General features: G+C 68.1%; 24 protein-coding genes. 16 read left to right on the top strand and 8 right to left on the bottom strand.

Annotated features, from left to right (window positions below):
* Positions 1–43: 43 nt before the first annotated feature.
* The 7 genes from L0966_RS09575 to L0966_RS09545 all read left to right on the top strand — a co-directional run bounded on the left by L0966_RS09575 (position 44) and on the right by L0966_RS09545 (position 6,894).
* Positions 44–277 (top strand): ferredoxin family protein, encoded by a 234-nt coding sequence (locus L0966_RS09575; protein WP_234051665.1) that lies wholly within the window; start codon positions 44–46, stop codon positions 275–277.
* A gap of 8 nt (positions 278–285) precedes the next feature.
* The gene (locus L0966_RS09570; RefSeq protein WP_234051664.1) at positions 286–1,239 is read left to right on the top strand and encodes a HEAT repeat domain-containing protein; all 954 of its coding nucleotides are present in this window, start codon (positions 286–288) and stop codon (positions 1,237–1,239) included.
* A gap of 197 nt (positions 1,240–1,436) precedes the next feature.
* Positions 1,437–2,348 (top strand): GntR family transcriptional regulator, encoded by a 912-nt coding sequence (locus tag L0966_RS09565; protein ID WP_234051663.1) that lies wholly within the window; start codon positions 1,437–1,439, stop codon positions 2,346–2,348.
* A 474-nt stretch (positions 2,349–2,822) separates the two neighbouring features.
* Entirely contained in the window at positions 2,823–4,175 is a 1,353-nt protein-coding gene (locus L0966_RS09560) for an ABC transporter substrate-binding protein (RefSeq protein ID WP_234051662.1), read from the top strand.
* 142 nt (positions 4,176–4,317) lie between these two features.
* Positions 4,318–5,226, top strand: a complete 909-nt coding sequence (locus L0966_RS09555) for an ABC transporter permease (protein ID WP_234051661.1) — start codon at positions 4,318–4,320, stop codon at positions 5,224–5,226.
* 53 nt (positions 5,227–5,279) lie between these two features.
* Positions 5,280–6,131 carry an ABC transporter ATP-binding protein gene (locus tag L0966_RS09550; protein ID WP_234051660.1) on the top strand — a complete coding sequence of 284 codons (852 nt, stop codon included), beginning with the start codon at positions 5,280–5,282 and terminating at the stop codon, positions 6,129–6,131.
* Positions 6,132–6,159: 28 nt separating this feature from the next.
* On the top strand, positions 6,160–6,894 hold the full coding sequence (locus L0966_RS09545) for a Crp/Fnr family transcriptional regulator (protein ID WP_234051659.1): 735 nt from the start codon (positions 6,160–6,162) through the stop codon (positions 6,892–6,894).
* Between the two features lie 15 nt (positions 6,895–6,909).
* Here the strand turns inward: L0966_RS09545 and L0966_RS09540 are convergent, their stop codons facing one another.
* Both L0966_RS09540 and L0966_RS09535 read right to left on the bottom strand, forming a co-directional pair.
* Positions 6,910–8,469, bottom strand: a complete 1,560-nt coding sequence (locus L0966_RS09540) for a DHA2 family efflux MFS transporter permease subunit (RefSeq protein ID WP_370640803.1) — start codon at positions 8,467–8,469, stop codon at positions 6,910–6,912.
* A gap of 56 nt (positions 8,470–8,525) precedes the next feature.
* On the bottom strand, positions 8,526–9,704 hold the full coding sequence (locus L0966_RS09535; RefSeq protein ID WP_234051657.1) for an HlyD family secretion protein: 1,179 nt from the start codon (positions 9,702–9,704) through the stop codon (positions 8,526–8,528).
* A gap of 140 nt (positions 9,705–9,844) precedes the next feature.
* Here L0966_RS09535 and L0966_RS09530 point away from each other — a divergent pair, with 140 nt between their 5' ends.
* On the top strand, positions 9,845–10,504 hold the full coding sequence (locus L0966_RS09530) for a TetR/AcrR family transcriptional regulator (RefSeq protein ID WP_234051656.1): 660 nt from the start codon (positions 9,845–9,847) through the stop codon (positions 10,502–10,504).
* Between the two features lie 46 nt (positions 10,505–10,550).
* Here the strand turns inward: L0966_RS09530 and msrA are convergent, their stop codons facing one another.
* Positions 10,551–11,207: a peptide-methionine (S)-S-oxide reductase MsrA gene (gene msrA / locus L0966_RS09525; RefSeq protein WP_234051655.1), complete on the bottom strand. Its 657-nt coding sequence runs from the start codon at positions 11,205–11,207 to the stop codon at positions 10,551–10,553.
* Positions 11,208–11,337: 130 nt separating this feature from the next.
* Positions 11,338–11,652 carry a hypothetical protein gene (locus L0966_RS09520; RefSeq protein ID WP_234051654.1) on the bottom strand — a complete coding sequence of 105 codons (315 nt, stop codon included), beginning with the start codon at positions 11,650–11,652 and terminating at the stop codon, positions 11,338–11,340.
* A 205-nt stretch (positions 11,653–11,857) separates the two neighbouring features.
* Here L0966_RS09520 and L0966_RS09515 point away from each other — a divergent pair, with 205 nt between their 5' ends.
* The 4 genes from L0966_RS09515 (at position 11,858) to L0966_RS09500 (ending at position 14,791) form a co-directional block, all read left to right on the top strand.
* On the top strand, positions 11,858–12,367 hold the full coding sequence (locus tag L0966_RS09515) for a GNAT family N-acetyltransferase (protein ID WP_234051653.1): 510 nt from the start codon (positions 11,858–11,860) through the stop codon (positions 12,365–12,367).
* A 51-nt stretch (positions 12,368–12,418) separates the two neighbouring features.
* Positions 12,419–12,952: an inorganic diphosphatase gene (gene ppa, locus L0966_RS09510; RefSeq protein ID WP_234051652.1), complete on the top strand. Its 534-nt coding sequence runs from the start codon at positions 12,419–12,421 to the stop codon at positions 12,950–12,952.
* Positions 12,953–13,164: 212 nt separating this feature from the next.
* A complete protein-coding gene (locus tag L0966_RS09505; RefSeq protein ID WP_234051651.1) occupies positions 13,165–13,974 on the top strand; it encodes an SDR family NAD(P)-dependent oxidoreductase in 810 nt (269 codons plus the stop codon).
* A 229-nt stretch (positions 13,975–14,203) separates the two neighbouring features.
* On the top strand, positions 14,204–14,791 hold the full coding sequence (locus L0966_RS09500; protein ID WP_234051650.1) for a MarR family winged helix-turn-helix transcriptional regulator: 588 nt from the start codon (positions 14,204–14,206) through the stop codon (positions 14,789–14,791).
* A 19-nt stretch (positions 14,792–14,810) separates the two neighbouring features.
* Here L0966_RS09500 and fae read toward each other — a convergent pair whose 3' ends face one another.
* Positions 14,811–15,320, bottom strand: coding sequence for a formaldehyde-activating enzyme (gene fae, locus L0966_RS09495; RefSeq protein ID WP_234051649.1), 510 nt, complete (start codon positions 15,318–15,320; stop codon positions 14,811–14,813).
* Between the two features lie 100 nt (positions 15,321–15,420).
* Entirely contained in the window at positions 15,421–16,662 is a 1,242-nt protein-coding gene (locus L0966_RS09490) for a glycoside hydrolase family 2 TIM barrel-domain containing protein (RefSeq protein WP_234051648.1), read from the bottom strand.
* A gap of 322 nt (positions 16,663–16,984) precedes the next feature.
* On the opposite strand from L0966_RS09490, the gene L0966_RS09485 reads away from it, so the two are divergent.
* From L0966_RS09485 to L0966_RS09470, 4 genes are all read left to right on the top strand, one after another.
* The gene (locus L0966_RS09485; protein WP_234051647.1) at positions 16,985–17,908 is read left to right on the top strand and encodes a metallophosphoesterase; all 924 of its coding nucleotides are present in this window, start codon (positions 16,985–16,987) and stop codon (positions 17,906–17,908) included.
* Between the two features lie 114 nt (positions 17,909–18,022).
* Positions 18,023–18,613, top strand: coding sequence for a Spy/CpxP family protein refolding chaperone (locus L0966_RS09480; RefSeq protein WP_234051646.1), 591 nt, complete (start codon positions 18,023–18,025; stop codon positions 18,611–18,613).
* 201 nt (positions 18,614–18,814) lie between these two features.
* Positions 18,815–20,068, top strand: a complete 1,254-nt coding sequence (locus L0966_RS09475) for an MFS transporter (RefSeq protein WP_234051645.1) — start codon at positions 18,815–18,817, stop codon at positions 20,066–20,068.
* Positions 20,069–20,227: 159 nt separating this feature from the next.
* Complete coding sequence (locus L0966_RS09470; protein ID WP_234051644.1) at positions 20,228–20,698, top strand: hypothetical protein; 471 nt, start codon at positions 20,228–20,230, stop codon at positions 20,696–20,698.
* Between the two features lie 485 nt (positions 20,699–21,183).
* Here the strand turns inward: L0966_RS09470 and L0966_RS09465 are convergent, their stop codons facing one another.
* Both L0966_RS09465 and L0966_RS09460 read right to left on the bottom strand, forming a co-directional pair.
* Complete coding sequence (locus L0966_RS09465) at positions 21,184–22,131, bottom strand: LysR family transcriptional regulator (RefSeq protein ID WP_234051643.1); 948 nt, start codon at positions 22,129–22,131, stop codon at positions 21,184–21,186.
* Between the two features lie 79 nt (positions 22,132–22,210).
* Complete coding sequence (locus tag L0966_RS09460) at positions 22,211–24,880, bottom strand: DUF2339 domain-containing protein (RefSeq protein ID WP_234051642.1); 2,670 nt, start codon at positions 24,878–24,880, stop codon at positions 22,211–22,213.
* Positions 24,881–25,520: the final 640 nt, after the last annotated feature.

Here is a 25,520-nt window from a genome sequence, read left to right as displayed (position 1 = left end):
GCGCATCGGTAAGAAAAACGGAAGTCATTGAAGGATCTGCCCCATGCCTTTGGCCAATACGTCCACCTCGGTCCCGGTCATCGTCGATGAGGATAAGTGCATTGCCGACAAGGGTTGCACCGTGTGCGTCGATGTGTGCCCGCTCGACGTGCTACGCATCTCCGAACTCACCGGCAAGGCCTATATGAAGTTCGATGAGTGCTGGTACTGCATGCCCTGTGAGGCGGACTGCCCCACCGGCGCCGTCACCGTCAACATTCCCTATCTGCTGAAGTGAGGCGCGCCATGACCTTCGAGCCCTTCGAGGCGTTCAGCGACCTCGACGACCTTGCCGAAAAGCTCCGTGATCCGGATCCCAGCGTGCGCCGGGTGGCGGTGATGGAGCTGGCCGACACCGCTGAGCAGGATGCGGTGGCCCTCATCGGCTCCGCCCTGAAGGACGTGGTGCCGGAAGTGCGGCTTCAGGCGGCCATCGCGCTCGGCGAGTTCGACGGCCGCGAGACAGCGGAAATGCTGGTGATCGGCCTGGTGGACCATGACCACCGGGTGGCCCGCGCCTCCGCTGACAGCCTGGCCGAGCTGAAAGATCCGGCCGCGGCCGATCCCATCTTCCCGCTCATCGCACATGACGATCCACTGGTGCGCGCCGCCGCCTTGCGTGGCATCAAGGAGCTGCGCCGTCCCGATGCGCTGCCGCTCGGCCTGCGGGCCCTGGAGGATGCCGACCCGCGGGTGCGCGTGGAGGCGCTGGGCGTCGTCGGTTATCTGAAGGTGGAAGAGACGCTGCCCGCGCTCATCGCCTGTTCCCGCGACGCCCATGCGGACGTGCGCCGCACGGCGGTGGGGGCGCTCGGCTTTTCTCGCTCGACCCATGCGGGCGAGGCACTCATCCGCGCTCTTGCCGATGCCGACTGGTCGGTGCGGGAAGTGGCGGCGGAGATCCTGGGCAAGGCCCGCTTCACCCGCGCGGTGGCGCCTTTGCTCGCCGCCATCGGTGATCCGGAATGGCAGGTGCGGGTGAAGATCATACGCAGCCTCGGCCTGCTCAAGGCGGTGGAGGCCGTGCCGCAGATCGGCGCCGCTTTGGGAGACGAAATCAGCAATCTGCGCAAGGAGGCCGCGGCCGCCCTGGGCGAGATCGCCGATGTCTCGTGCCGGACCTATCTGGAAGGCTATGTGGACGATCCCGATCCGGACGTGCGCAAGAATGTGCGCTGGGCCCTCGGGCGCATCGGCTGAGGGAAGCTGTGATGACGCCGCGTCCGCCTCGGGACCCTTCGCGTGAGCGGGGCTCCGGCGTGGACGCGGACGTGCGGCCGGCGCCCGGTGCGGGCGGCGGGCGGGTTGCCATGGCCCGTGGGGCGGCTAATGTTGTCCTCACTGCCCATGCCCCGCGAGGGGATGACGCGCCCCGTTGGGCGGACGACCCTTATTGGGTGAAAGTCGGGAGACCCGCCATCGCGCCCGCTGGAACGAAGCTGCCCTCTCCCCGCGTGACGCCTGGAACGCGCGTCGCACTCGCGCCCGCCGCGCCGCCCTGTGCGGACCCGCGGCACCAGGCGGAGGGCGCCCTTGGTCCGCTCCCGGTCCCGGCGGCGCGCGACGCGGGCAAGGCAGCCGGCGCACCCAAGGCGCCGAAGGTTCCCAAATATCTCGAGCTGAAAGACTGGCTGCTCGGCGCCGTGCTGGAGGGGCGCTTTACCCCCGGCACCGCCTTGCCCAGCGAGAAGGAGCTGGCTCAGCAGTTCCAGGTCAGCCGCATCACCGTTCGGCAGGCGCTTGACCTGCTGCGCGAGAGCGGGCTTGTCACGTCCCACCAGGGCAAGGGCTATTTCGTCCGCGCCATCAGCGCCATGCAGGACCTTGGGCGGCTCCAGGGCTTCGGCGAGATGATGGAGCCGCTGGGCATCGCCACCCGCTCGGAGGTGCTGAGCGCGGCGATCGTGGAGGCGCCCGCCCAGGTGGCCCGTGCCTTCAATGGCAAGCGCGGCGAGGAGGTGGTGAAAATCGAGCGGCTGCGCATCGCCGCCAGCATCACCATGTCCATGGATGTGAGCTATTTCCCGCTGGACGTGGGCCGTGTGCTGCTGGATCTCGACTTGCAGCGGGTGGACATCTTCAAGCTGATCGAGACGGCTCTCAACATCGAGATTGGTTTCGCTGACATCACCATGAGCGTGATGGAGGCGGACGACGACCTGTGCCGCCACCTGCCCTTGAAGGCGGGGGCGCCGGTGATCCACATCGAGCGGCTGACCCATGCCATGGACGGGCGGCCCATCGATTTCGAGAATCTCTACGCCCCGGCCGGCAACCACCGCTTCAAGGCGCGTATCCCGCGCTGGTGAATGCGGCCTGCGCGCTCTTTTGCGCACATATTGTGCATTAAATTTATCAAAATAATTGAATTAAAGGATGCGCCGCACCATGATCCCGGCGTCGGGTGCGTCGCCTTGCTGCCTTGGCGCATCTGGTCCGTGTGGGCGCCCCGCTCTGGCCCTTTCGCCCGCGTGGCGGGTGGGCGCTGCTGAGGGGCCACGGCTGGCCCAGCACCCGCGGCGGACGGAAGGGGTTTGGCGAACTTGTATTATTGCGGCGCGAGCCGGCCTGCTCACGCGGGCACCAACTGCGGCATGCTTGTGCAGCGGGCAGCGATGAAATCGCGGGCAGTGGTCGCCGGCCACTCCATGGTGCCTAGGCGCTTCGCCTTGTTTTCTGGACCTTTTCCAGCTCCAGCCTCGGCATGCAGATGGCCTCTGGCACGGCTGTTGCGCCCCTTGAAGGGCAATTTAGGACAAGTGGCAGCTTTCGAGGGATCAGACATGCGACATCATTCGATGCTCTTCGGTGTAGCCCTTTCGGCGCTCATGAGCGCGCCCGGTTTCGCCGAGACGATCGAGATCGGCATCGGCCATCAGAGCACCGTGACCAACACCGTTCCTGGCGGCATCATCCTGGAGAAGCTGGGTCTTCTCGAAAAGCACTTGCCCCATGACGGCAAGTACAAGGATGCAACTTACAAGGTTGTCTATCAGGACTACACGTCCGGTCCGCCCATCACCAATCAGATGCTGGCCGGCAAGCTCGCCTTCGGCGTGATGGGCGACTATCCGCTGATCGTGAACGGCGCCAAGTTTCAGGCCGGCGGCAATGCGGAAACCCGTTTCATCGCCGTCACCGGCTACAATCTGAAGGGCACGGGCAACGGCATCGTGGTTCCGGTGAAGTCGGATGTGTTTTCCCTGGAGCAGCTCAAGGGCAAGACCATCTCGGTGCCGGTGGGCAGCGCCGCCTGGGGCATGACCCTGAAGGCCCTGCGCGACGCCAAGATGTTCGACGAGGTGAAGATCCAGAACCAGTCGCCGCCGGTGGGGGTCGCCGCCATCGCCCAGGACAAGGTGGACGCCCATGCGGACTTCTGCCCCTGGTCGGAGGTGATGGAGTTCCGCGGCACCGGCCGCAAGATCTACGACGGCAGCGAGGCGGACATTCCCACCTTCCACGGCACCGTGGTGCTCAAGTCGTTCGCGGACAAGTATCCCGAGCTGGTCCAGGCCTATATCGAGGCCGCCATGGAGGCGCAGGACTGGATCGCCAAGGACCCGGTGGAGGCCGCCACCAAGGTGTCCGAATGGACCGGCATCGAGAAGGAGGTGCTCTACCTCTATTTCAGCCCCGGTGGCATCTCCACGTTCGAGGCCTCCATCAAGCCCGAGTGGGTCAAGGCGCTGAAGTATGACCACGCGCTGCTGGCCAAGGAGACCAACCTCTCGCCGCTCGACTTCGACCGCTGGGTGGACCCCACCTTCGTGAAGGCCGCCTTCAAGGCGCGCGGCAAGGATTATGATGCGGCGGTGAAGGAGGTGGTGTCCTCCAAGCCCGGCGCGCCCGGCCTGAAGCCCGCTGAAATGTGGGTCGACGGTGCCGGCGTCACCAAGTTCGACAGCATCAAGGCCATGACCGAGGCAGCCAGGAAGGCCAAGGGCGACGGCAAGAGCGTGCTCGCCACCTATGTCTATGACCAGGCCACCGGCCTCAAGCTGTTCGGCAAGGTCGCCTTCTTCGTGGAAGGCAAGGACGGTGCCCTCGTCGCCTTCATGAAGAAGGGCGAGGCCGAGGCCTTCGCCAAGAGCTCCGGCGGCAAGGTGGTCGGCTGGGAAACCATCGCCTCGTGAGGGGCGGAGCGGCGCGAGCTTCGCGCCGCTCTCCCATGCCCGTTCTTGAACCTTTGCCCGCAAATTCTGCTTCAGGACTCGTCGTTCCATGCAAGAGGCGTTGAAACACAAGGTGGCCTATGCCGTTCCGGCGGGAGCCGCCATGGAACCGGCCCCGATGGCCGCGGCCGCGCCCCGCGCGGCTGTCGCGGGGCAGGGGGCCCGGGACATCAAGGGCAACGGCCAGCCGCCCAGCGTGGGTTTTGCGCGCGCGGGGGTGAATGCGCTGGTGGCCTGGTTCCAGGCCAAGGCCTATGGGCTGGTGGTGGGCACCATCGGCCTCGCCATCGGCATCGGCCTGTGGCACGTGATGAGCGTCAACAAGGTCGACTTCTTCATCAATTTCTCGAACGTGCCGCGCCCGGGCCTCGTGTTCGCGGCCTTCGCCAAGCATGTGTTCGACCCGGTCTTCTATGTGCACATCGAGGTGTCGGTGCTGCGCATCGCCGCCGGTTTCCTCACCGCGGCGGTGGTGGGCATCGCGCTGGGCACGCTGATGGGGCGTTCCAAGTTCGGAGCGGCGCTGTTCGCGCCCTATATCGAGATCATGCGCCCCATTCCGGCCGTGGCCTGGATTCCCCTCGCCATCCTCATGTGGCCCACGGACGAGGCCTCGATCGCCTTCATCACCTTCCTGGGCGCGCTTTTCCCCATCGTGATCAACACCATGCAGGGGGTGGAGCAGACCCCGGCGGTGCTGATCCGCGCCGCCAAGTCGCTGGGCGCCTCGCGCTTCCAGATCTTCTGGAACGTCATCCTGCCGGCGGCCCTGCCCAACATCGTCACCGGCCTTGCGGTGGGCATGGGGGTGAGCTGGTTCTCGCTGCTGGCGGGCGAGATCATCTCCGGCCAGTACGGCATCGGCTACTTCACCTGGAACGCTTATTCGCTGGTGGACTATCCGGACATCATCGTCGGCATGCTGGTGACCGGCGCCCTCGGCACGGCCTCCACCGCCTTCGTGCGCCTGGCCGCGCGGCCGTTCCTCAAGTGGCAGCGCCGGGCGCGCTGAGCGCTCTGGATTCGCTCGAAAACGCTTCAGCAACGCAATTCGGAGCCAGGACCATGGAAGAAGTGGTGTCCTTCAGCGAGCGCCTCACGGCGCTCGGCGGCCGGCGGTCCAGCGCGGGGCGGGGTCATATCCGCGTGGATGGGGTGGCCATCACCTTCGGCAGCGGGCGCAAGGCCCATACGGCCGTGATGGAAACGAGCCTCGACATCAAGCCGGGCGAGTTCGTGTGCATTCTCGGCCCGTCGGGCTGCGGCAAGTCCACCCTGCTGTCGTCCATCGCCGGCTATGTGCGCCCCTCCACCGGCGAGGTGATCGTGGATGACGTGCCCGTGCGCGGGCCGGGACCCGAGCGGGGCATGGTGTTCCAGCAATATTCGCTGTTTCCCTGGAAGACCATTCGCGAGAACATCGTGTTCGGCCCCAAGGTGGCCGGGCGCCCGGCGCGGGAGCTGGAGACCATCGGCTCCACCTTCCTGGAAATGGTGGGCCTCGCCAAGTTCGCGAACGCCTATCCCGCCGAGCTTTCGGGCGGCATGCAGCAGCGCGTGGGCATCGCCCGGGCGCTGGCCAACTCGCCCAGCGTGCTTTTGATGGACGAGCCGTTCGGCGCCCTCGACGCCCAGACCCGCCTGATGATGCAGGAAAGCCTGCTGGAGATGTGGAGCGCCTTCGGCATCACCGTGGTGTTCGTGACCCACGACGTGGACGAGGCCATTTTCCTCGCCGACCGCATCGTCATCATGAGCGCCAGCCCCGGCTCGGTGATCGCCGACCTCAAGGTGACCCTGCCGCGCCCGCGCGACTCCGAGATGGCGACCACGGACGCCTTCATGGAGCTGAAGCGCGCCTGCCATGAGCATATCCGCGCCGAGAGCCTCAAGGCATTCGCGCAGCAGAGCCAGTGAGGGAACGGTGAGCGACATGGAGCGCCGCATGGGCGCACTCAAGGACAGCGAGGCCAGCCTCTCCGCCGTCTTCCTCAGCGACGAGACGGACGAGCTCAATGCCGGGGCCGATTTTCTCCAGCGCCTGACGCCGGAGGAGATCAGCCGCTTGCGCGCGGCCGGCGTGCCGCGGAAGCTCGCCGCCGGGGAGCAGCTGTTCCGCCAGGGCGACACCCATGGCGGCATCTGGCTCATCGAGAGCGGCACGGTGCGCACCTTTTATGTGAGCCCCGCCGGCCGCGAGATCACCCTGGCTTTATGGACGCCGGGCCATTTCGTGGGCGGGCCGGAAGTGTTCGGCGGCGGCAGCCATGTCTGGTCGGCTGACGTACATGACGACGCGGAGGTGCTCTACCTCACCGGCGCCAAGATCCGCAGCCTGGCGGAGACCATGCCGCGCTTCGCCATCTGCCTCATCGAGGGGCTGGTGGCGAAAGGCAAATGCTATTCGGCTCTGGTGCAGATGCTGGGTACCCGCTCGGTCACCGAGCGGCTGGCGCAGCTCCTCATCATCTTCGCCGATACGTCCAGCCGGCGTGAGGGCAACCGGCTCGTCATCGAGCGCAAGCTCACCCATGACCAGCTCGCCGCCATCGTCGGCGCCACCCGGCAATGGGTGACCATGACCCTCGACAAGTTCCAGAAGCGCGGCCTCATCTCCGTCAGCCGCCAATGCATCGTGGTGGAGAATTACGACCTGCTCTCCGCCGAGGTGCGCGGCTGAGCCGGCCGGCTCCGCTCAATGGCCACCACCCCCGCCGCCGCCGGGCTTGGGGCGGCGCATCAGCGGCGCGGCCAGGATCAGCGCCAGGAACAGCACCGTCAGCAGGGCGAACACGTCGGCGAAGGCCATCACCAGCGCCTGCTGGCGCACGATCAGCGCCAATTGCTTCAGCGCCGCATCGGCGGCGTTGGAGCCGAGGCCGGAGAAGGTGGCGGTGAGCCCGTCCAGGCGCTCGATGGCGGTGGCGCTGCCCCATTGCACGCTCTCGTGCAGGCGCGCCAGATGCAGGTCCCAGCGGTGGTTCATCACCGTGTTGATGAGGGCGAGACCCACCGCGCCGCCAAGATTGCGGGTGAGGTTGAACAGGCCCGAGGCATTCTTGAGCTGGTCCGGCGGCAGGGTGCCCAGCGAGATGTTGTTGATGGGGATCATGGCCAGCATCAAGGAGGTGCCGCGCAGGATCTGCGGGATCAGCAGCTCCCAGAAGTCCCAGTCCTTGGTGATGAAGGTGATCCACCAGGTGCCGACCGCGAAGCCCGCGAACGCCACACCCATCATCACGCGAGGATCGAGCTTGGTCATCAGCCGCCCGGCAATGGGCGCGGTGAGGAACATGGCGATGCCGGTGACGAACATGGTCTCGCCGATCTGCAGCGCCGAATAGCCCCGCACCCGGCTGAGGAAGATGGGATAGAGATAGGTCAGCCCATAAAGCCCGATGCCCAGCACGAAGCTGAAGGCCGAGCCGATGGCGAAGTTGCGGTTCACGAACGCCTTGATGTCCACCACCGGATGGGACGCCATCAGCACCCGCGCGAAGAAGGCCACCGACGACACTGCGCACACGATGGCGAAGAGAAGGATGGCGTTGTCCTCGAACCAGTCATTGGTGGGCCCTTCCTCCAGCACATATTCCAGGCTGCCCAGGAAGCCGGCCATGAACAGCAGGCCCCACCAGTCGAACCGGTCCAAAAGGGCGAAGTCCGGCTCGTCGAAATCCACCAGCGTAATGGTGGCGATGATGACGAAGATGCCCGGCACCACGTTCACCAAAAACAGCCAGTGCCAGGAGAACAGGTCGGTGAGATAGCCGCCGACCGTGGGGCCGATGGTGGGGGCGAGCGTCGCCACCAGGCCGATGAGGGGGGCGACGATGGGCTGCTTCTCGCGCGGGAAGACCGAATAGGCTGCCGCGAAGACGGTGGGGATCATGCCGCCGCCCAGAAAGCCCTGGAGCGCGCGATAGATGATCATCTGCTCGATGGAGGTCGCCGTCGCGCACATGAAGCTCATGATGGTGAAGCCGGCGGCGGAGGCGGCGAACAGCCAGCGGGTGGACAGCGCCCGCGACAGGAAGCCCGAAAGCGGGATCATCACCACCTCGGCGATGAGGTAGCTGGTCTGCACCCACGAGATTTCATCCGACGAGGCGGCAAGCCCCGCCTGGATCTCCGCCAAAGAGGCGGAGACGATCTGGATGTCCAGGATCGCCATGAACATGCCGAACACCATGGAGATGAAGGCGAACATGCGCCTTGTCTCCATGCCGTGAGCGGGGGCGGCTGTGGTGGCCATGGACATGGGTCAGCCTCCGGCCTTGGGCGCGGCTCGGGTCTTCACCGCTCCGGGCCTCAATGGGTGTCCGGGCGGGTGTCCACCACGGCGGTCACGGACATGCCCGGCCGCAGCCGGTGGCCTTCCAAAGTGTGGGCATCAAGGGCGATGCGCACGGGAATGCGTTGCACGATCTTGGTGAAGTTGCCGGTGGCATTCTCCGGTGGCAGCAGGGAGAACACCGCGCCGGAGGCCGGCGACACGCTCTCCACGGTGCCGGTCAGGTCGCGGTCCGGATAGGCGTCCACATAGATCTGCACCTTCTGACCCGGATGCAGGCGGCCGAGCTGGGTTTCCTTGAAATTGGCGTCCACATAGACGGCGTCGAGGGGCACGATGGCGGCGAGCCGCGTGCCGGGCTGCACCAGCTGGCCCACCTGCACCGCGCGATTGCCCACGACCCCGTCAATGGGGGCGCGTACCACCGTGAAGTCGAGATTGCGCTGGGCCTGGTCGCGGGCGGTGCGATATTCGGCCAGCACCCGCTCGGCCTCGATGCGCTGCGCCTTCAGCACCGCCAGGGAAGCCTCGGCGGAGGCCACGGACGCCGTGGCGGAGAGCTCGTTGGCATTGGCCTTGTCGCGGTCGGCGCGGGCATTGTCGAGCACCGAGCGGCTGGCAAAATTGGAGCTGGCGAGCTTGTCCTGCCGTTCAAATTCCAGCTCGGCGCGCTGCTTGTCCGCCTCGGTGGCGGCAAGCTGGGCCTTGGCCTGGGCGACGGCGGCCTCCGCCGCCTTGCGCTGTTCGTCGAAGCGGGCGAGGGCGGCTTCCTGGGTGGCGATCTTGTCCGCCGCGGCCTGCACGGCCAGCACATAGTCGCCGTCATCGATGCGGGCGATCACGTCGCCGGCCCTGACGCGCTGGTTGGTGGAGACGTCCACGCTCTTCACATAGCCGGCCACCTTGGCGGCCAGGATGGAGGTGTCGGCGCTCACATAAGCGTCGTCGGTGGACACCTCGAACCGGCCCACCTGCCACCATTGCACCCCATACCAGCCGCCCGCTGCCAACAGGAGGGCCAGCACGCCCCCCAGAACGAGGCGCTTACGGCTGGGCTTGGCGGGGCCGGCCGCCACCGGGGCCTCGGCCGCCGGGGCGGGGGTATCGGCCGGGCGGGTCTTGAGAACGGTGACGCCGGGCGGCGGCGGGGAGCCCGTTTCGTGCTCGGCTGCTTCAAACTTGGTGGCCTGGGACACGGAGCCTCTCCACACTGGAACGCTTGACCAGACAGTTCAGTCCTGGCGGCCTCTCAATTAGACTGAACCAAACCGTTCAGTCAATTTCTTTGACAGTCGGCCGCGCTGCCCCTAAGCAAAGTGAGGGCAGGAAGGTGGACATGAGGCAATCGAGTACGAGTGAGTTCCAGGCCACGCGCATGGCGGCCTGCACCGAGCCCGAGACCGGCAAGCGCCGCACCATCATAGATGGCGCCCGCCGCGTATTCTTCGACAAGGGTTTCGATGGCGCCAGCATGGACGAGATCGCCCGCACCAGCGGCGTCTCCAAGGCGACGATCTATTCCTATTTCGCCGGCAAGGTCGAGCTGTTCCAGGCCCTGGTGGAGGTGGACCGGCGCAAGTCGGCGGAACGCCTGTTCGAGTACGGCCCGGCCGACAGCGATGCGGAAAGCCTTCTGAAGCGCATCGGCGAGAGCTTCATGTCGATGATGGTGTCACCGGAGCACATCCGCCTTCTGCGCATGGTGATCGGCGCAGCCGAGCAGTTTCCCGCCATCGGCCAGACCTTTTTCGAGGCTGGCCCCTGCCAGGGTGGCCAGCGGCTCGCGGCTCTGATCGCCCGGCAGGTGGAACTCGGCCACCTGAAGGTGGACGACTGCGAGATGGCGGCCTTCCAGTTCTTCAATCTGTGCCAGGGCAAGCTGGCGAAGGGCCTGCTGTTCGGCACCAGCCAAGCTCCTTCGCCCGACGAGCTGAAGGCGACCGTGGACGGCGCGGTGCGCGTTTTCCTCGCGGCCTACGGCACAGCGCCACGCTGAGCGGAAGCGGCCTCCGGAAAGAGGCGGCCGCTTCCGCAAGCCCCTGTTATTGCGCCGCGATCCCGGTACCGATGGGGCAGGACACGCCGGTGCCGCCCAGCCCGCAATAGCCGTTGGGGTTCTTCGCCAGATATTGCTGGTGGTAATCCTCGGCGAAGTAGAACGGGCCCAGCGGCGCGATTTCGGTGGTGATGGGGCCGAAGCCCCGGGGTTTGAGCACCGCCTCGTAGGCCGCCTTGGCCGCCTGCGCCGCGGCCATCTGCTCCTCGCCCGACACATAGATCCCGGACCGGTACTGGGTGCCCACGTCATTGCCCTGGCGCATGCCCTGGGTCGGGTCATGGGCCTCGAAGAACAGCTTGAGCAGGGCCTTGAAAGTGACCACGGCCGGGTCATAGACCACCAGAACCGCCTCGGTGTGGCCAGTGAGGCCTGAGCAGACTTCCTCATAGGTGGGGTTGGGCGTCAGGCCCGCGACATAGCCCACGGCGGTCACCCACACGCCGGGCTGCTGCCAGAACTTGCGCTCCGCGCCCCAGAAGCAGCCCAGCGCGAACACGGCGCTTTGAAGCCCTTCGGGGTAGGGTCCCTTCAGTGGGTGGCCCGAGACGAAATGGGTGGTGGCGGTGGGCAGGGGTGCCGGCCGCCCCGGCAGCGCCTCGGCGGCGGTGGGCAGGTTGAGTGGTTTCCTCATGAAGAGCATGGCGAGGCTCCCGCGTGCGCCGAACCCGTCCGGCTCCGCCGGCGCGTCGGTGGGGCGCTGTTGCTGTGTGGGCCCAATATGGGGTCTCGCCGCTGCCTGCGGGAGGCCCTTCGCCGGTTGGCCGCGCGTTTCAGCTCGCCTGGAAGCGGGAGCGCTCCCGCGCCCGCCCGAGGCCGAGCAGGACGAGGCCGACCACCACCAGCATGACCGAGGCCGGCAGCCCCAGCAGCGGTTCCACCAGCTTCGGCCAAAGCCAGGGCGCGGCGGCGGTGGCGCTGGCCTGCGCTTCATCGAGCTTTTCCGGGGCGATCACGCCCCAGGCGTCGCCCACCGAGGTGAACAGGACCTGCGAGGCCGCGATGGACCGCGTGCCGTCGACGATCAGCGCCACGAACCCGCCGGCCACCAGCCAGAAGCCGACGAAGCGGAGAAGAAATCGGAGCATGCGCACGGGGCGGCCAGACCTCGGGGATCACGATGCGGCGAGGCGACCCCGCCGGAACGCCTCCGGACGATTCCTTCGGCGGCGCGATGCTAGCGCCCGTCCCACGGCGGGGAAAGGCCGGCCCGCCTGTCATCTGAAAATGACGTTACCGTGCCCGGTTCCGAAATGTCTTGAAGGACGGGTGAAGGTTTGCTTCCATTCATCCATGAGCACGCTCGTCATCGAAATCCGAAGAGCGAAACCCGCCGATGCCCTGGACATTTCGGCGGTTCACGACGCGGCTTGGCGCGCCACCTATCGCGGGCTCATCCCCGGCCTGGAGCTGGAACGCATGGTGGAGCGGCGCGGCCCGGCGTGGTGGGAAGCCGCCATCGCCCGCGGCAGCCGTCTCAACGTGCTGAAGGTGGGCAACGAACTCGCCGGCTACGTGAATTACGGCGGCAACCGCGCCAAGGCGCTGCCCTATGGCGGCGAGATCTATGAGATCTACCTGCATCCCCAGTTCCAGGGCCTGGGCTTCGGCCAGCGCCTGTTCGCCTCTGCGCGCAGCGATCTGGCGATGGCGCGCCTGGGTGGTCTGGTGGTGTGGGCGCTGGCGGAAAACGAAGCCGCGGTGGGTTTCTATACGGCGCTGGGAGGGCAACCGGTCGCATCGTCCAATGAACGGTTCGGCACGAAAACGCTGGACAAGATCGCCTTCGCTTGGCAGCGGTAGCGCCCGCGCGGAGTCATTCCCGCGCGACCCCAAGCTGGAAGCGAGACTGACATGCGCATCGAAGCCATTCCAACTGGCAAGAAAGCCCCGGAGGAAGTCAACGTCATCATCGAAGTGCCGATCGGTGGCGAGCCGATCAAGTACGAGATGGACAAGGAGTCCGGCGCCCTGTTCGTGGACCGCTTCCTCTATACCTCCATGCGCTATCCGGGGAATTACGGCTTCATCCCTCACACCCTTTCCGGCGACGGCGACCCGGCCGACGTGCTCGTGTGCAACACGCGCGCCCTGGTGCCCGGCTCCGTGATCGCGGTGCGCCCGGTCGGCGTGCTGGTGATGGAGGACGAGAGCGGCCAGGACGAGAAGATCGTCGCCGTGCCCGTCTCCAAGCTCACCAAGCGCTATGACAAGGTGGCCGAATACACCGATCTGCCCGAGATCACGCTGAAGCAGATCGAGCACTTCTTCGAGCACTACAAGGACCTGGAGCCCAACAAGTGGGTGAAGGTTCTGCGCTGGGGCGACAAGGCGGAAGCCCACAAGCTGATCGTCGAGGCCATGGAGCGCGGCCAGGCCAAGGCCTGAGGATCGCCTTTTTCAATGCGGGTGCTCCCCCGAGGATTTCCCCGGGGGAGGCCCCTTGCGGCCAGCTGTGCCCCGATCGCGCAATCCGATTGCACAGCCTTCATGGCGCCCTTTTCGAACGGTGGCGAAGCGCCCGACTTGATATCCACCCATTGACAGCGACGCGGAAAGGACCCATCCGCCTCTCCAAGCAAAGGTGAGGGAGGAAAGGCATGTCCGTTTTAAAAAGCGAGCGCTCGATTGGAAATGTCGCGCCCGTGGTGGTGGTGACCGGTGGCGCCAGCGGCATCGGTGCCGCCTGTGTGCGCCATTTCGCCCAGGCGGGGGCCCGCGTCGCGGTGCTCGACCGCAGCCTGGAGCCGGCCGAGCAGCTCGCCGCCGAGGTGGGCGGCCGGGCATACGCGGCCGATGTCGGCGACGCGGAGGGCCTTGCCGCCTGCGCCGCGACCATTGAGGCCGAGTTCGGCCCGGTGGCGGTGCTGGTGAACAGCGCCGGGGTGCTTCAGCCGCCGGAGCGGCCCCACGACCTGCCTTTGTCCCGCTGGGACGACGTGATCCGCATCGACCAGCGCGGCACTTATGTGGCCTGCCTGGCCTTCGCGCGGGCCATGCTGACCCGGCGCGGCGGCAGCATCGTCAACATCGCCTCCATCACCGGCCTGCGGTCGGTTCCCCTCCACGCCTACGGCCCTGCGAAGGCCGCCGTGATCGCCATGACCGAGTGCCTGGCGGCCGAGTGGGGCCCTCAAGGGGTGCGGGTGAACGCGGTTTCGCCCGGCTACACGCTCACGCCCGCTCTGCGGCAGGCCATCGCGCGCGGCGAGCGGGACGTGTCGGCCCTGGAGGCGAACGCGGCGATGCAGCGCCTGGTGGAGCCGGACGAAGTGGCCCGGGCGGTTGCCTTCCTGGCGGGGGAGGAGGCCTCGGCCATTACCGGGGTGAACCTGCCGGTGGATTGCGGGTGGCTGGTGGCCACGCCGTGGAACACGTATGGCGGCCTGCGTCCCGCCAGTACCGAATGAGCCTTGCGTAACCCGGCTGCGCGCACCGCAGCATTTTTCGGCGGGCCATTTCCCGGCCCCGCCCGCGCGCAGCCATGACCCGAAGGTTGGGCGACCCTGACCGTCTGGCGGATGCTCACTCGACCGGACCGGTGATATCATATAGCTATCGCAAATAGCTAATACCGGGGATGGAAGCGCGCCGCATCCGCTGCGGGGCGGCGCGCAGTTGCCGGAGGAGTGCCGTGTCATGTCGTTGAAGCCAGCCAAGGGTCGCAAGCCTCTGCCGCTCACGGTCTCGCGGCCGGCCCTCCTGGTGGACAGGTCCGATGTCACCTTTCGCGACCTGTTGCACGACATGCTGGCGTTCGCCGCGGTCATCGAGGAAGTGCGGGACCGGCTGGGGGGGCTGATCGGCCTGTCCGGCACGCAATACACGATCCTGACCTCCATCGCCCGGCTCAGCGACCGCATGACCAATCTGGGCGTGAACCAGGTGGCGGAGCATCTGCATCTGTCCGGCGCCTTCATCACCCTGGAGGTGAACAAGCTGGTCACGGCGGGCCTCGTCACCAAGACCGTGAACCCGGAGGACCGCCGCCGGGTGGTGCTGGCGGTGACGGCGGAGGCGGAACGGCGCCTGACCGAGCTGGTCAAGGTTCAGGTGCCCGCCAACGACTCGCTGTTCGAGCCGTTGTCGGCGCAGGAGTTCAAGGCGCTGCGCGGCATTATCGCCAAGCTGGCCTCCCCCGGCGACCGGGCGGTGCAGCTCATCAAATTCCTTGCCCCAACCGGCAAGCTGGACGAAGTGCCGGCGGACGTGCGCGCGCCGGTATAATCGCGCGCTGGCGGCGGGATCAGCGGGCGGCGAGCGGGTGCTGGGCGCTGTGCGCGCGGGCGATGGCGTCTGCCGGCCGGGGCGAGCCGGTCACGGCGCGGTGGATGGCCTGCCGGGTCGCCTCATAGTTGAAGTCCTGGATGCGGGCGTCGTCCTCGGCGTCCCAGTGGATGAACACCCCCACGCAGATGAAGATGTCGTCCGCTTCCTCGATGGGGATGATGCCTTCGGCCACGCTGTCGGTGACCGCCTTGGCCACCGCATATTGGGCGGGTCCGAACATCTGCACCGCCTGGCGGGCATCCTTGATGGTCACCTTGTTGAACAGCACCGTGTTCGGTTTGGCGAGCAGGTTCGGCTCCACCACGGCGAGCAGGGTGGTGAAGCCGTCCTTGTTGTTGGTGAGCGCGCTGACGAACGCATATTCGGCGGACGAGCCGCGCGGGCCCATGATGAGGTCGATATGCGCCACCTCGTTGCCGTCGCCCACCAGGGCCTCGCCCACCAGCAGCCTGTCAATCTTCGCCATCAAAAGCTCTCCGCAAGAAAATCACCAATGAAAATGGCTTCCGCAATCGCGCCCTCCCGCTGATGCCCGGCAATGCGGAGCGTGCGGCGCGGGGCCGGGGTCACCGCACCAGGATCGGCACGTTGCCGGTGGCGGCGGCGCCTCGGCCGTCGCGCACGGTGACGAACACGCGGTAGGCACCGGGCTGGAGCGGGCCGATGCGGACCATGTTCGGCCCCGCCTCGTGCACGGCTTCCGGAAAGCTGGGCGGAACCGGCTCGGGATCGCCGCCGAGGCTGGGTGCGGTGCTTTCGGCCATCACCTGCCATTCCACCTTCAGCGGGTCGCCATCGGGATCGGTGGCGTTGACGCGGAGCTGGGTCATGCCGTTGCGCTTCAGCAGCACCGGGCCATCGAGCTGGAGCGAGAGGATGCGCGGAGCGTGGTTGTCGCCGCCGGGGGGAGTGCCGTCCCACTGGTCCGCCATCACCTCCACCGTCTCGCTCCAGTCGCCGTTGGGCAGCAGCAGCGAATACCAGGTGGGCGTCACCTCCTGCTTCTGGCCCCAGAGGAAGACGATGGTGCCCACGCCCGAATGGCTGGCCATGGACAGGTAGCGGCGCATGAGGTCCGCCTTGGTGGACGAGGTGGGCTCGATGCGGGCGCCCCAGGGGGTCTTGGGGGCCTCCCAGTGGCCGAGCGGGCCCATTTCCGTCAACACCACGGGGCCGGCCCAGCCCTGGGCGCGGGCGCGGGTTTCCGCCGTCAGCAGGCCGTCGCCATAGCCATTGATGCCGAGCACGTCGATGGAGGGGGCCAGCTCCTTCAGCTGGCGGGCCTTGTCGGTGCCCACCTCCGCCAGCACCGCGAGGGTGGGGTGGCTCGGATCGAGGGTCTTGACCATGCGCGCGGCCTCCTCGATGGCCGGCCACACGGTGGCCTGCACCTCCGCCGGCGGAAGCTCCACCTCCACCTCGTTGCCGATGCCCCACATGAGCAGGGCCGGGTGGTTCCGGTATCTTTCCACCATGTGGCGCAGGTTCTCGAGCTGCGCATCGACTGCCTGACGGTTGCGGTAATCAAAGCCGAGGCGGGGCTGCCCCATCCAGAAGCCGACGATCACCTTCAGCCCGGCCCGCTGCGCCGCATCGAGGATCTCGCCGGGCTCCTGGCCATAGGTGCGCACCACATTGGCCCCCAGCGCCTTCAGCTCGGCCAGGCGGGTTTCGCCCGCGGCGCCGTTGGGAATGAAGGGGCGCCCGTCCACCAGAATCTCATTGCCACGCACGGAGACATGGGCGGCTTCCGCGCGCAGGGGCAGCATGGCGAGGGCGATGAAGGTGATGAAGCGGAATGCGCGCACGTCGTGACAAGGCTCCTGACCGGTCCCCCCGGGCGGGGCATCGAGGCATAGCGCGGCTTGCCGCGCCGCACCAGGATTGTTGCCCCCGATGCGGGAGGCAAATGAATTCTCAGTTCCGCCCCGCCGGCAACGAGGTTGCGCGGCCCACGGGATGCTCTAAAGGAGGGGCGCGAGGGTGGCGGGCCTTCCTCGCGCGAGTGCGTTTTCGAGTGAGGTGGGGCCCGGTTCACCTGAAGAAAACGCGTCAACTCAATAGGCTGGAGCGTTCCCGGATCGTGTGGAGCGGGGATGCTCAGGAAAGCTCGAGAGGCTCGCCGCCGTCATGTTCGTGCTCGCCCATTTGTCCGATCCCCATCTTGGCCCGATTCCAGAGGCGCAGCTGTCCGAGCTGCTGGGCAAGCGCTTCTTCGGCATGATGAATTGGATCGGCGCCCGGCGGCGCAATTTCGGCGCCTCGACCCTCGGCCCGCTGATGGACGACCTGCAGGAGCAGAAGCCGGACCACATCTGCGTCACCGGCGACCTGGTGAATGTGAGCCTGCCGGCCGAGTTCGATACGGGCGCCGCCTTCCTCACCTCCCTCGGCGCGCCCGAAACGGTGAGCGTGGTGCCCGGCAATCACGATGCCTATGTGCGCTCCGCCATGCACTACCACCTGGAGCATTGGGCGCCCTTCCTGCGCGGCGATGAAAGCCACCCCCATACGCCGGTGGACGTGGACGCCTTTCCCTATGTGCGGCGGCGCGGGCCCGTGGCGGTGGTGGGCGTTTCCACCGCCGTGCCGACGGCGGTCTTCCTTGCCAGTGGCGAGGTGGGCAAGGCCCAGCTGGGCCGCCTGCGGGCGCTGCTCGCGGCGCTGGGGACGGAGGGGCTGTTCCGCGTCGTGATGATCCATCACCCGCCGGTGGGCCACCGGCCGTTTCACCGCGATCTCAAGGATGCGGCGGCCCTGCGCGCGGTGCTGGCCCAATCCGGGGCGGAGCTGGTGCTGCACGGGCACGACCATCGCGCGGCTCTCGGCCAGGTGGAAACCGGGGAGGGGGGCTCCATTCCCGTGGTGGGCGTGCCTTCTGCTTCCGCCGGGCCGAACGACGACCGTGGCGCGGGGGCCTATGCGCTCTATCGCGTTTCCGGCAGCCCGGGCATGTGGCGCTGCGAGATGGAGCGGCGTGGCTACGATCCGGCGGACGGCGCGGTGGCCACCCGTAAGACGCAGGTCCTGTGGCCGCGTCCCGCCGCTGCGTGAGGGGCCGGTCAAGGTGCTATTCAAACCCAGTCGCGGGAAGGATAATTACCGAACTTTAAGTTGAGGTGCGGGGTCGGTGGGGCCATGGTGCGGCCATCCTTTAAGGAGGATCTGATGAAGAGAGCCGTTATCGCCGCCGCCACCGCCGCGCTTCTCGCCGGCTCGGCGATCGCCCATGCCGCCGGCCCCGCCGATGCGGCTGCGCCCCAGAGCACCCAGCAGGCTGCGCCCCAGACGGCAGCACCTCCGGCTGCCGCGCCGGCGAACCCGCAGGCCACGGCCGCAAAGCGGGCTGCGGTGTTCGACGCCCGCATTGCTGATCTCAAGGGCGCGCTGAAGCTGACGGCCGATCAGGAAAAGCTGTGGCCCGCGTTTGAAACCACGCTGCGCAATGTGGCCCAGGAGCGCGCCGCGCGGATGGATGCCCTGCACGCTGCGCGTCAGGCCGCCCGCCAGTCTGGCCAGCGTCCCGCCCGTCCCGACATGGTGACCCGGATGCGCGCCGCCTCCGACCGCATGGCCACCGCTTCCGGCGAGCTGCGCCAGGTGGCGGATACGCTGGATCCGCTCTACAAGACCTTCGATCCCGCCCAGAAGAAGGTTTTCGAGCAGGCTGCCCGCAAGGATCTGCGCAGCTTCTTCGGCACGCCTCACCCCCGCCGCGGGGATGGCCCGCGCCGTGGTGAGGGCCCGCGCGGGGGCTGACCGATGGGCTCGCAGGGGCGGAGCGGGTCTCTCCGCGTCGCCTCGAAGCGGGCTGCGATCCGACACGGACGGTCCCATGAGGCTTCCATTCGGAAGTCTCATGGGTTTCTTTTCTATTATTGATTTTTCACAGCCCTCGGGCGGGCATTAACATGACCTCGAATCGCGGCGGACGGTCTTGCCGCGCGGAAAGAACGGGTCATGTCCGCCTCACCTGCCTCATCCTCTCCGGCCTCGGCTCCCGGGCGTCATTTGCCGGCGCTGCTCATCATCGTCGCCGGCTGCGTCATCGCCATGGTCACGTTTGGGCCGCGCTCGGTGTTCGGTCTGTTCCTGGTGCCCATGTCGCGGGAATTCGGCTGGGGACGCGACGTGTTCGGGCTGGCGGTGGCCATCCAGAATCTCCTGTGGGGCCTGGGCTCGCCCTTCGCCGGCGCCATCGCCGACCGGTTCGGCACCGTGCGGGTGCTGTGGGCGGGCGCGCTCATCTATGGCGCCGGCCTCGTGCTGATGGCCTATTCCAGCACGCCCGGCGCCCTGCAGCTCACCGCCGGTGTGCTGGTGGGGTTCGGCCTTTCCGCCGCCTCGTTCAATCTGGTGTTGGCGGCGTTCGGCAAGCTGTTGCCGGACCGGCTGAAGTCGCTGGGCTTCGGTGCCGCCACGGCGGCGGGCTCGTTTGGCCAGTTCCTGTTTCCACCCCTCACCACCGGGCTCATCCAGGCAGTGGGGTGGCAGGAAACGCTGATCGTTTTCGGCATCTCGTTGCTGCTGGTGATGCCCTTCTCGCTGGCCCTCGCCACCCGGGGGGCCGCGCGCCCGGCCGGCCCGGCGGCGGTGCACCAGCAGAGCGTGGGCGCCGCCTTGTCCGAGGCGTTCCGCCATCCGAGCTATGTGATGCTGGTGCTGGGCTTCTTCACCTGCGGCTTCCAGCTGGCGTTCGTCACCGTGCACATGCCGGCCTTCCTGGTGGATCGCGGCATGAGCCTTTCGGTGGGCGCGGTGACGCTGGCACTGATTGGCCTGTTCAACATGGCCGGTTCCATCGGCGCCGGCTATCTCACCGGGCGCGTGTCGCGCAAGTGGCTGCTGGCCTGGATCTATGCGGGGCGCGGCGTGGCCATCGCAGCCTTCATCATGCTGCCGGTGACGCCGCTGAGCTGTTACCTGTTCGGGGCGGTGCTGGGGCTGCTCTGGCTGTCCACGGTGCCGCCCACATCGAGCCTCGTCATGCTCATGTTCGGCACCCGCTACATGGCCATGCTCTACGGCTTCGCCTTCTTCTCCCACCAGGTGGGCGGCTTCATCGGCGTCTATCTGGGCGGCGAGATCTATGAGGCGGTCGGCTCCTATGACCTGGTGTGGTGGCTCGCCGTCGCGCTCTCCTTCGCTTCCGCCGCCATCAACCTGCCGATCCGCGAGGAACCGGTGAAGCGGCCGGTGGTGGTGAGTGTGTGAACGCAGGGTTAAAATCGCGCGTCCCGGCGGGCACAGTGCCGGGAAAAATGGCTCGGGAATTGCGTTTTCCGGGCCGGGTGGCGGAGCTGGCCCTTGACAGTGCCGGGGCGGGTCTGCGCAAGTGGGCGGCTGAAACGACAAGCATTTAGCGAACCAGCCATGCGCAAAACTCTTCTTGCGGCTGTCGGCTTCGCCACCATCGTGACGGGGCCGGCGCTGACCACCGCCGCCCGGGCCGAGGAACAGCTCAGCGCTGAACAGGCGCGGGCGTTCGTTGTCGGGCGTGATTTCTCCTTCACCTGCTTCGAGGGCTCCAAGGGCTCCGGGCGGGTCAATGCTGACGGCTCGGTGGCCGGGATCATCTCCCTGCGCGAGGCGCCGGCCCGCTTTGTGCGCCTGCCGGCCAACACCCTTCGTGTGCGCAGCGGCGCAGTGTGTGGCGCCGTGAAGGGCATGAGCTTCGAGCCGTGCTTCGATGTGGTGAAAACCGGGCCCGGCAGCTTCCGCGGCACCCTCTCGGGTGTGCAGACCATGTGGTGTGACTTCCAGCGGACGGGGCGCGACCGCCCTCAGGTGGCCTCGCGCCGCAGCCGCTCGCGCACCGCCGCCCAGGAAGCCTCGGCGGAGTGAGTCTCTTCCAAATGAGCCTCTGCTGAGAGAGGCTTTGGGCAGCTGAGGGCAAGGGGCCCTGAACGGGCGCCCCGCCCAGTGGGCGCGGAAGGCCCCTGTTTCACATTCATCCTTCTGGCGCTCGTCGTCGGTGTCCCGATCTCCGGTCGGGTTGCGTGCTGCTCCTCCGCCGCGCTTTCCGGACCTCCGGTCCGCTTGCTCCACAATGAGTGTCCGGCGTCAACTTGAGAGTGCCCGCTCCTCGGGCACCGGCCCCGGGGGCGATGCCTTCAGGCGATGGGATGGCACGCCCCAGGACGTGGCTTCCCTCCCACCCCAAGAGGCTCCAGGTTCCGCGTGGCGCGCCGTCGGGCGACCCTGTTCCCAGTCGCTCGGAACAGCTCCGACTTCGTCTCGCGCTGAGCCGGACGCCTAGGTTCGGCCCGTCGCCATTTGGGGGAGGACCAGCGGCCGCTGGTCTGTAGGGAAGGGCGTTCCGGACGACCTTAAAGGGCTGGTTCCCCCGCTGGCCCCGTGCCGGCCTGCAGCTCCGGGGATGAGGGCTCGTCCTCCGCCTCGATGCGCGCGCGCTGGCGGTGCAGCTCGTGGCCCACGTGTTCCATGAACACGCGGACGCGGGCGGTGGCTCGGATGTCCGGGTGTGTCACCAGCCAGAGGCCCGATGCCATTTCCGGCTCAGGGCCGAGGAAGCGCCGCAGGCCGGGGGTGCGGGCGCCGATGAAGCAGGGCAGCACCGTGAGCCCGATGCCGGCGGCCGCCGCCTCGGCAAGGCCGAGCACTGAATTGACGCGATAGACCAGCCGTTCTTCGCCCACCCGCTCCCGCAGCCATTTGGCCGGCTTGATGCCGCCGAGGGCGTCGGAAAAGCCGATCCAGTCGTGCCGGCGCAGCTCGCCCGGTTCCAGACGGCCGCCGGGGACCATGTCCGGACGGGCATAGACCCCCCAGCCGATGCTGGCGATGCGGCGGCCCACCAGGGCGTCGCCGGGCCGGTCGCTGGCGCGGATGGCCACATCCGCGTCGCGCTTGGACAGGCTGAGGGATGAATTGCTGACCACCACCTCCAGCCGGATTTCCGGATAGACCTCCCGAAAGCCGGCGAACACCGGCGTCAGCAGGTGAATGAGCATGGAATCGTTGGTGGTCACCCGCAGCTCGCCCGAGGGCCGCAGATCCTGGCCGGTGATGCGGCGTTCCACGGCCGCCACTTCCTCGCCCATCCGCTCGGCCAGGCGCACCATCTCCTCGCCGGTGGGGGTCGGCACGTAGCCGGAGCGGGAACGGTCGAACAGGCGGGTGCCGATATGCGTTTCCAGGGCGCCAAGCCGCCGGAAGACGGTGGAATGGTTCACCGCCAGCTGCTCCGCCGCGCCGGCGAGGGAGCCCGTTTCGGCGATGGCCCGCACCAGCCGGAAATCATCCCAGGCGATCATCCGTGTTGCACCCGTGCCGGTTGCTGAACGCCGGTGACATTACGCCATTGCATCGCGGAAAGCGCGAATGAATGCGCGCTTACTCTTCGCTGTCCTCGCGCCGGCTAGCGCCGCGCTCTCCCTTATGGGCCAGCAGGCGCTGGTAGAGCCAGCCCATGGCTACCAGCACCACGCCGAGCCCGATGAAGGACACCGCGCGCAGCATGCCCTCAAGGTCCGCCATGTCGGAGATGAACACCTTGAGCACGGTGGCGATGGTGACCGCCGCTGACGCCAGGCGCAGGCTGCGCGAGCCCTGCCACAGGCCGAGGCCCAGCAGCACGATGCCGAAGGCGAGCCAGGTGGCGGAATAGGCATACCACTCCATGGCGCCGATGCGGTCGGCCGACAGGACGGGCCCCTGGAACAGGCGGCTGACCTGGAAGGTGGCATAAGCGAGCGCCAGCACCACCGCGAGGGCCGAGGCGCCGAGCCGCAGCCGCCGGCGCTCGGGCGGCAGGCCCGCCGCATAGAGCAAGGCGAGGCCGGCTGGCAGGGCGTAGGCCACGAGCAGGTCATTGAATACGACGCCGCCGACGCTCTGGCCGGTCATGAATGGATTGTCCGCCGTCAGCGCCGCGAGGGCGCAGACCGCCGCCAGCGCGGCCACCAGATCCGCGAACAGGCGGTAGAAGGCGCGCCCCGTCACCGTGGCAAGCCGCGACAGCCCCACCGCATAGGCTCCGTAGAGCGCGGCGAGCAGACCGGTCTCGAACAGGCGGGTGCCGGCGGCAAAGACATCGCCGCCATGGGCGAGGTGGCGCACCTCCAGGGCCGCCAGCAGGATGGCGAAGACCAAGGCGAGGCTTTCCAGCACCCGCCGGCTCCAGTCGTCGCCCCCACGCGCCAGCAGGCGCGCCGCGCCGGCGAAGGCGAGCGCGGGCACCCCATAACCCCACAGCAGCCAGTTGAGAATCGGCAGGGTCCCGAGGTCCGTGCCGGCAATGGTCGGGTCCCAGCCCACCCGCGCGAGCACCACGAGGCCCAGCCCCGCCGAGAGCTGCCGCAGGCCCGGCAGGGGGCGCTGCGTGGAGGCCCAGGCGCCCCCCAGGGCGGCCAGGGCGAGCCCCACCGTCAGCCACCCCTTCTCCAAAGCGAAGGCGAGGGCGAGGGCCAGGCTCACCACGCCGCCGGTGGCGAAGGCGGCTGCGGCGGGCCATTGCCGCAGGCGGGAAAGACCCTCGGACGCGGCGGTGAACAAAGCGGCGAGCGCCAGGGCCAAAACGGCGAAAGGCAGGCTTCGGTCCAGCTCCGTGAGGCGGCCGTAGGCGGCGATCAGCAGCAGCAGGGGGCCGGCCGTGCCCGCCGCCGCCCACCCGAGCCCGAACAGGTCGCGCCGCGCGCGCCAAGCCCCCGCGACGCCGATCCCCGCCAGCAGCAGCCCCATTAGGAAGCCATAGAGAGCGAAGGAGGCCAAGGCGAGCGGCGCAGGCTCCGGCACCGCGCCCGCCAGCGGCCCGGCGGGGGCGATGCTGGTGGCCGGCAGGGGCGGAAACGCCCAGGCGGCAAGGATCACCGGAGCCGTCAGCGCCGCCGTCAAGGCGGCGAAGGTGGCGGCCGGGGCGCGCCACGCCAGCGCCAGGGCTCCAAGTGCGGCGATGATGAAGACGAGAAGCGGCAGCGCCGCCGTTTCCCCCTGCTGCGCGGCGAAGGCCGCGACGGCGAGGGCCAGGGCAGCGCCCAATGTGGCGACGGGATCCGGACGCTCGCCGCCCGGCGGACCCAAGAGATGGTCTGGCGTCAGCAGCCCGGCCGTGAGCGCCAGTAGCGCCAAGGCGAGCGCGCCGGCGGCCGGCACCGCCTGGGGCACGGCGAACAGCAGCAGCGTGAAGCCCCACGCCCCCATGCCCGCGACCGCCAGCGCCGCGAACCACCGCCACAGCCGGATGCGCGCCACCACCAGCGCTGCCGCCCCCACCATGATGATGAGCAGCGCCACGCCCCAGGCATTGGGTTCGTCCGAACCGACGAGGAACGGGGTCACCGCTGCACCGGCAAAGCCGAGGGCCGCCAGCGCGGGGCCGTGCAGCAGCGCGGCCAGCACGGTGCCGGCGCCGGTCAACCCCAGAAGAGCCACCGCCACGGGAGGGGAGATGAGGTGATAGAGCTCGTGGGCCGCATAGAGGCTGCCGAAGGCGGTCATGGTACCGATGGCGGTGAGCAGGCCGGGAACCTGGGGCCACCCCTGCGGCGGCGTGGCGGCGGGGCTCTGCCGCAGGTCGAGGCGCCGCAGGGCTTCACCCGCCGCCAGCAAGGCCAAAGCGAGGGCGAGGCCAAGGCCGATTCGTCCGGCGGGCCCGATCAGGTTCTGTTCCACGGCAAAGCGCACCAGGAACACGCCGCCCAGCGCCAGGGCCAGGCCGCCTACCCAGACCGCCCATCGCGCGCCGATCTTCTCCTCGATCCCACTGAAATTCTCACGCAGCCGACTGAGATTCCACTGCGAGCCAAGCCGCGCGCGAGGGGGCCTTGCGGCTCTTGTCACCTGCTCCGGCGCGGGTGGGGACGGCTGGCGCACCGGTGCCGCGCGAGCCGGCTCGGGGAAGACAGGCTCCGCAACGGTTTGTGTGGCCATGGCCGCCTCGAGCTGCGCCACCCGCGCTTCGAGCATGCGCAGACGGGTGCGCTGCTTGAGGCTGAGGATCAGGCCCACCAGCGCCATGACCGGAAAGGCGAGCAACACGACCACCAGCCAAGCCAATTCATCCATGCCATCTCATCCTTGCGGAGGCTCGCGCCCATTCCGCCTTGGCTTTTCGTGCTCGCCCTCGCGCCAAGCTACCGCGCCGCACGGCGCCACGCCAGAACACCTCTGCGGCCTCCGCCGCGTCGGGCCGCACCAGGACAGCCGCACCAGGACGTCCCTGGCAGGACGCCCGTGCCGGGACGCCCGCACCGGATCGTCGCACAAAGGTGCTCGTGCCGAGGCGGTTGCACAAATGCGGTCGCACAGCCAGGGTGCTTGCCAGCACGGTCTCGCCAGGACCTCACGCCAGGACCTCACGCCAGGACCTCACGCCGGGGCTGTGGCGCCGGGTCCCCAAGCCAGGGCGGCCGCGTTATCGACGCGTGGTGCTTGTCCGGGGCCTGGCGTTCGGGCTCCGGTGTTCGCGGGGCGGTACCGATAGCTCTGTTTCCAATCGCTTGAGCGGGAAATGGGGCCGGTGCGATGGTCTCATCGCGCCGATGACCGGTCGAAGCCCGAGCGCAGGGTGCGTCGCCTTCAGGGAATGGGGAGGGGTGCTGCGGGGGCGTCCGGAATCGGCCTCGACCCCCGGCGCCATCCCGCTCCGTTGACGCTGATAGTTACCGCTTTTGGCCCAGCAGCGTTCATGCGCTCCGTCGGCGCG

It is taken from the genome of Xanthobacter sp. NM-59 (assembly GCF_021401125.1).
GTDB lineage: Bacteria > Pseudomonadota > Alphaproteobacteria > Rhizobiales > Xanthobacteraceae > Xanthobacter.
This window is presented reverse-complemented; position numbering and strand designations above follow the sequence as displayed.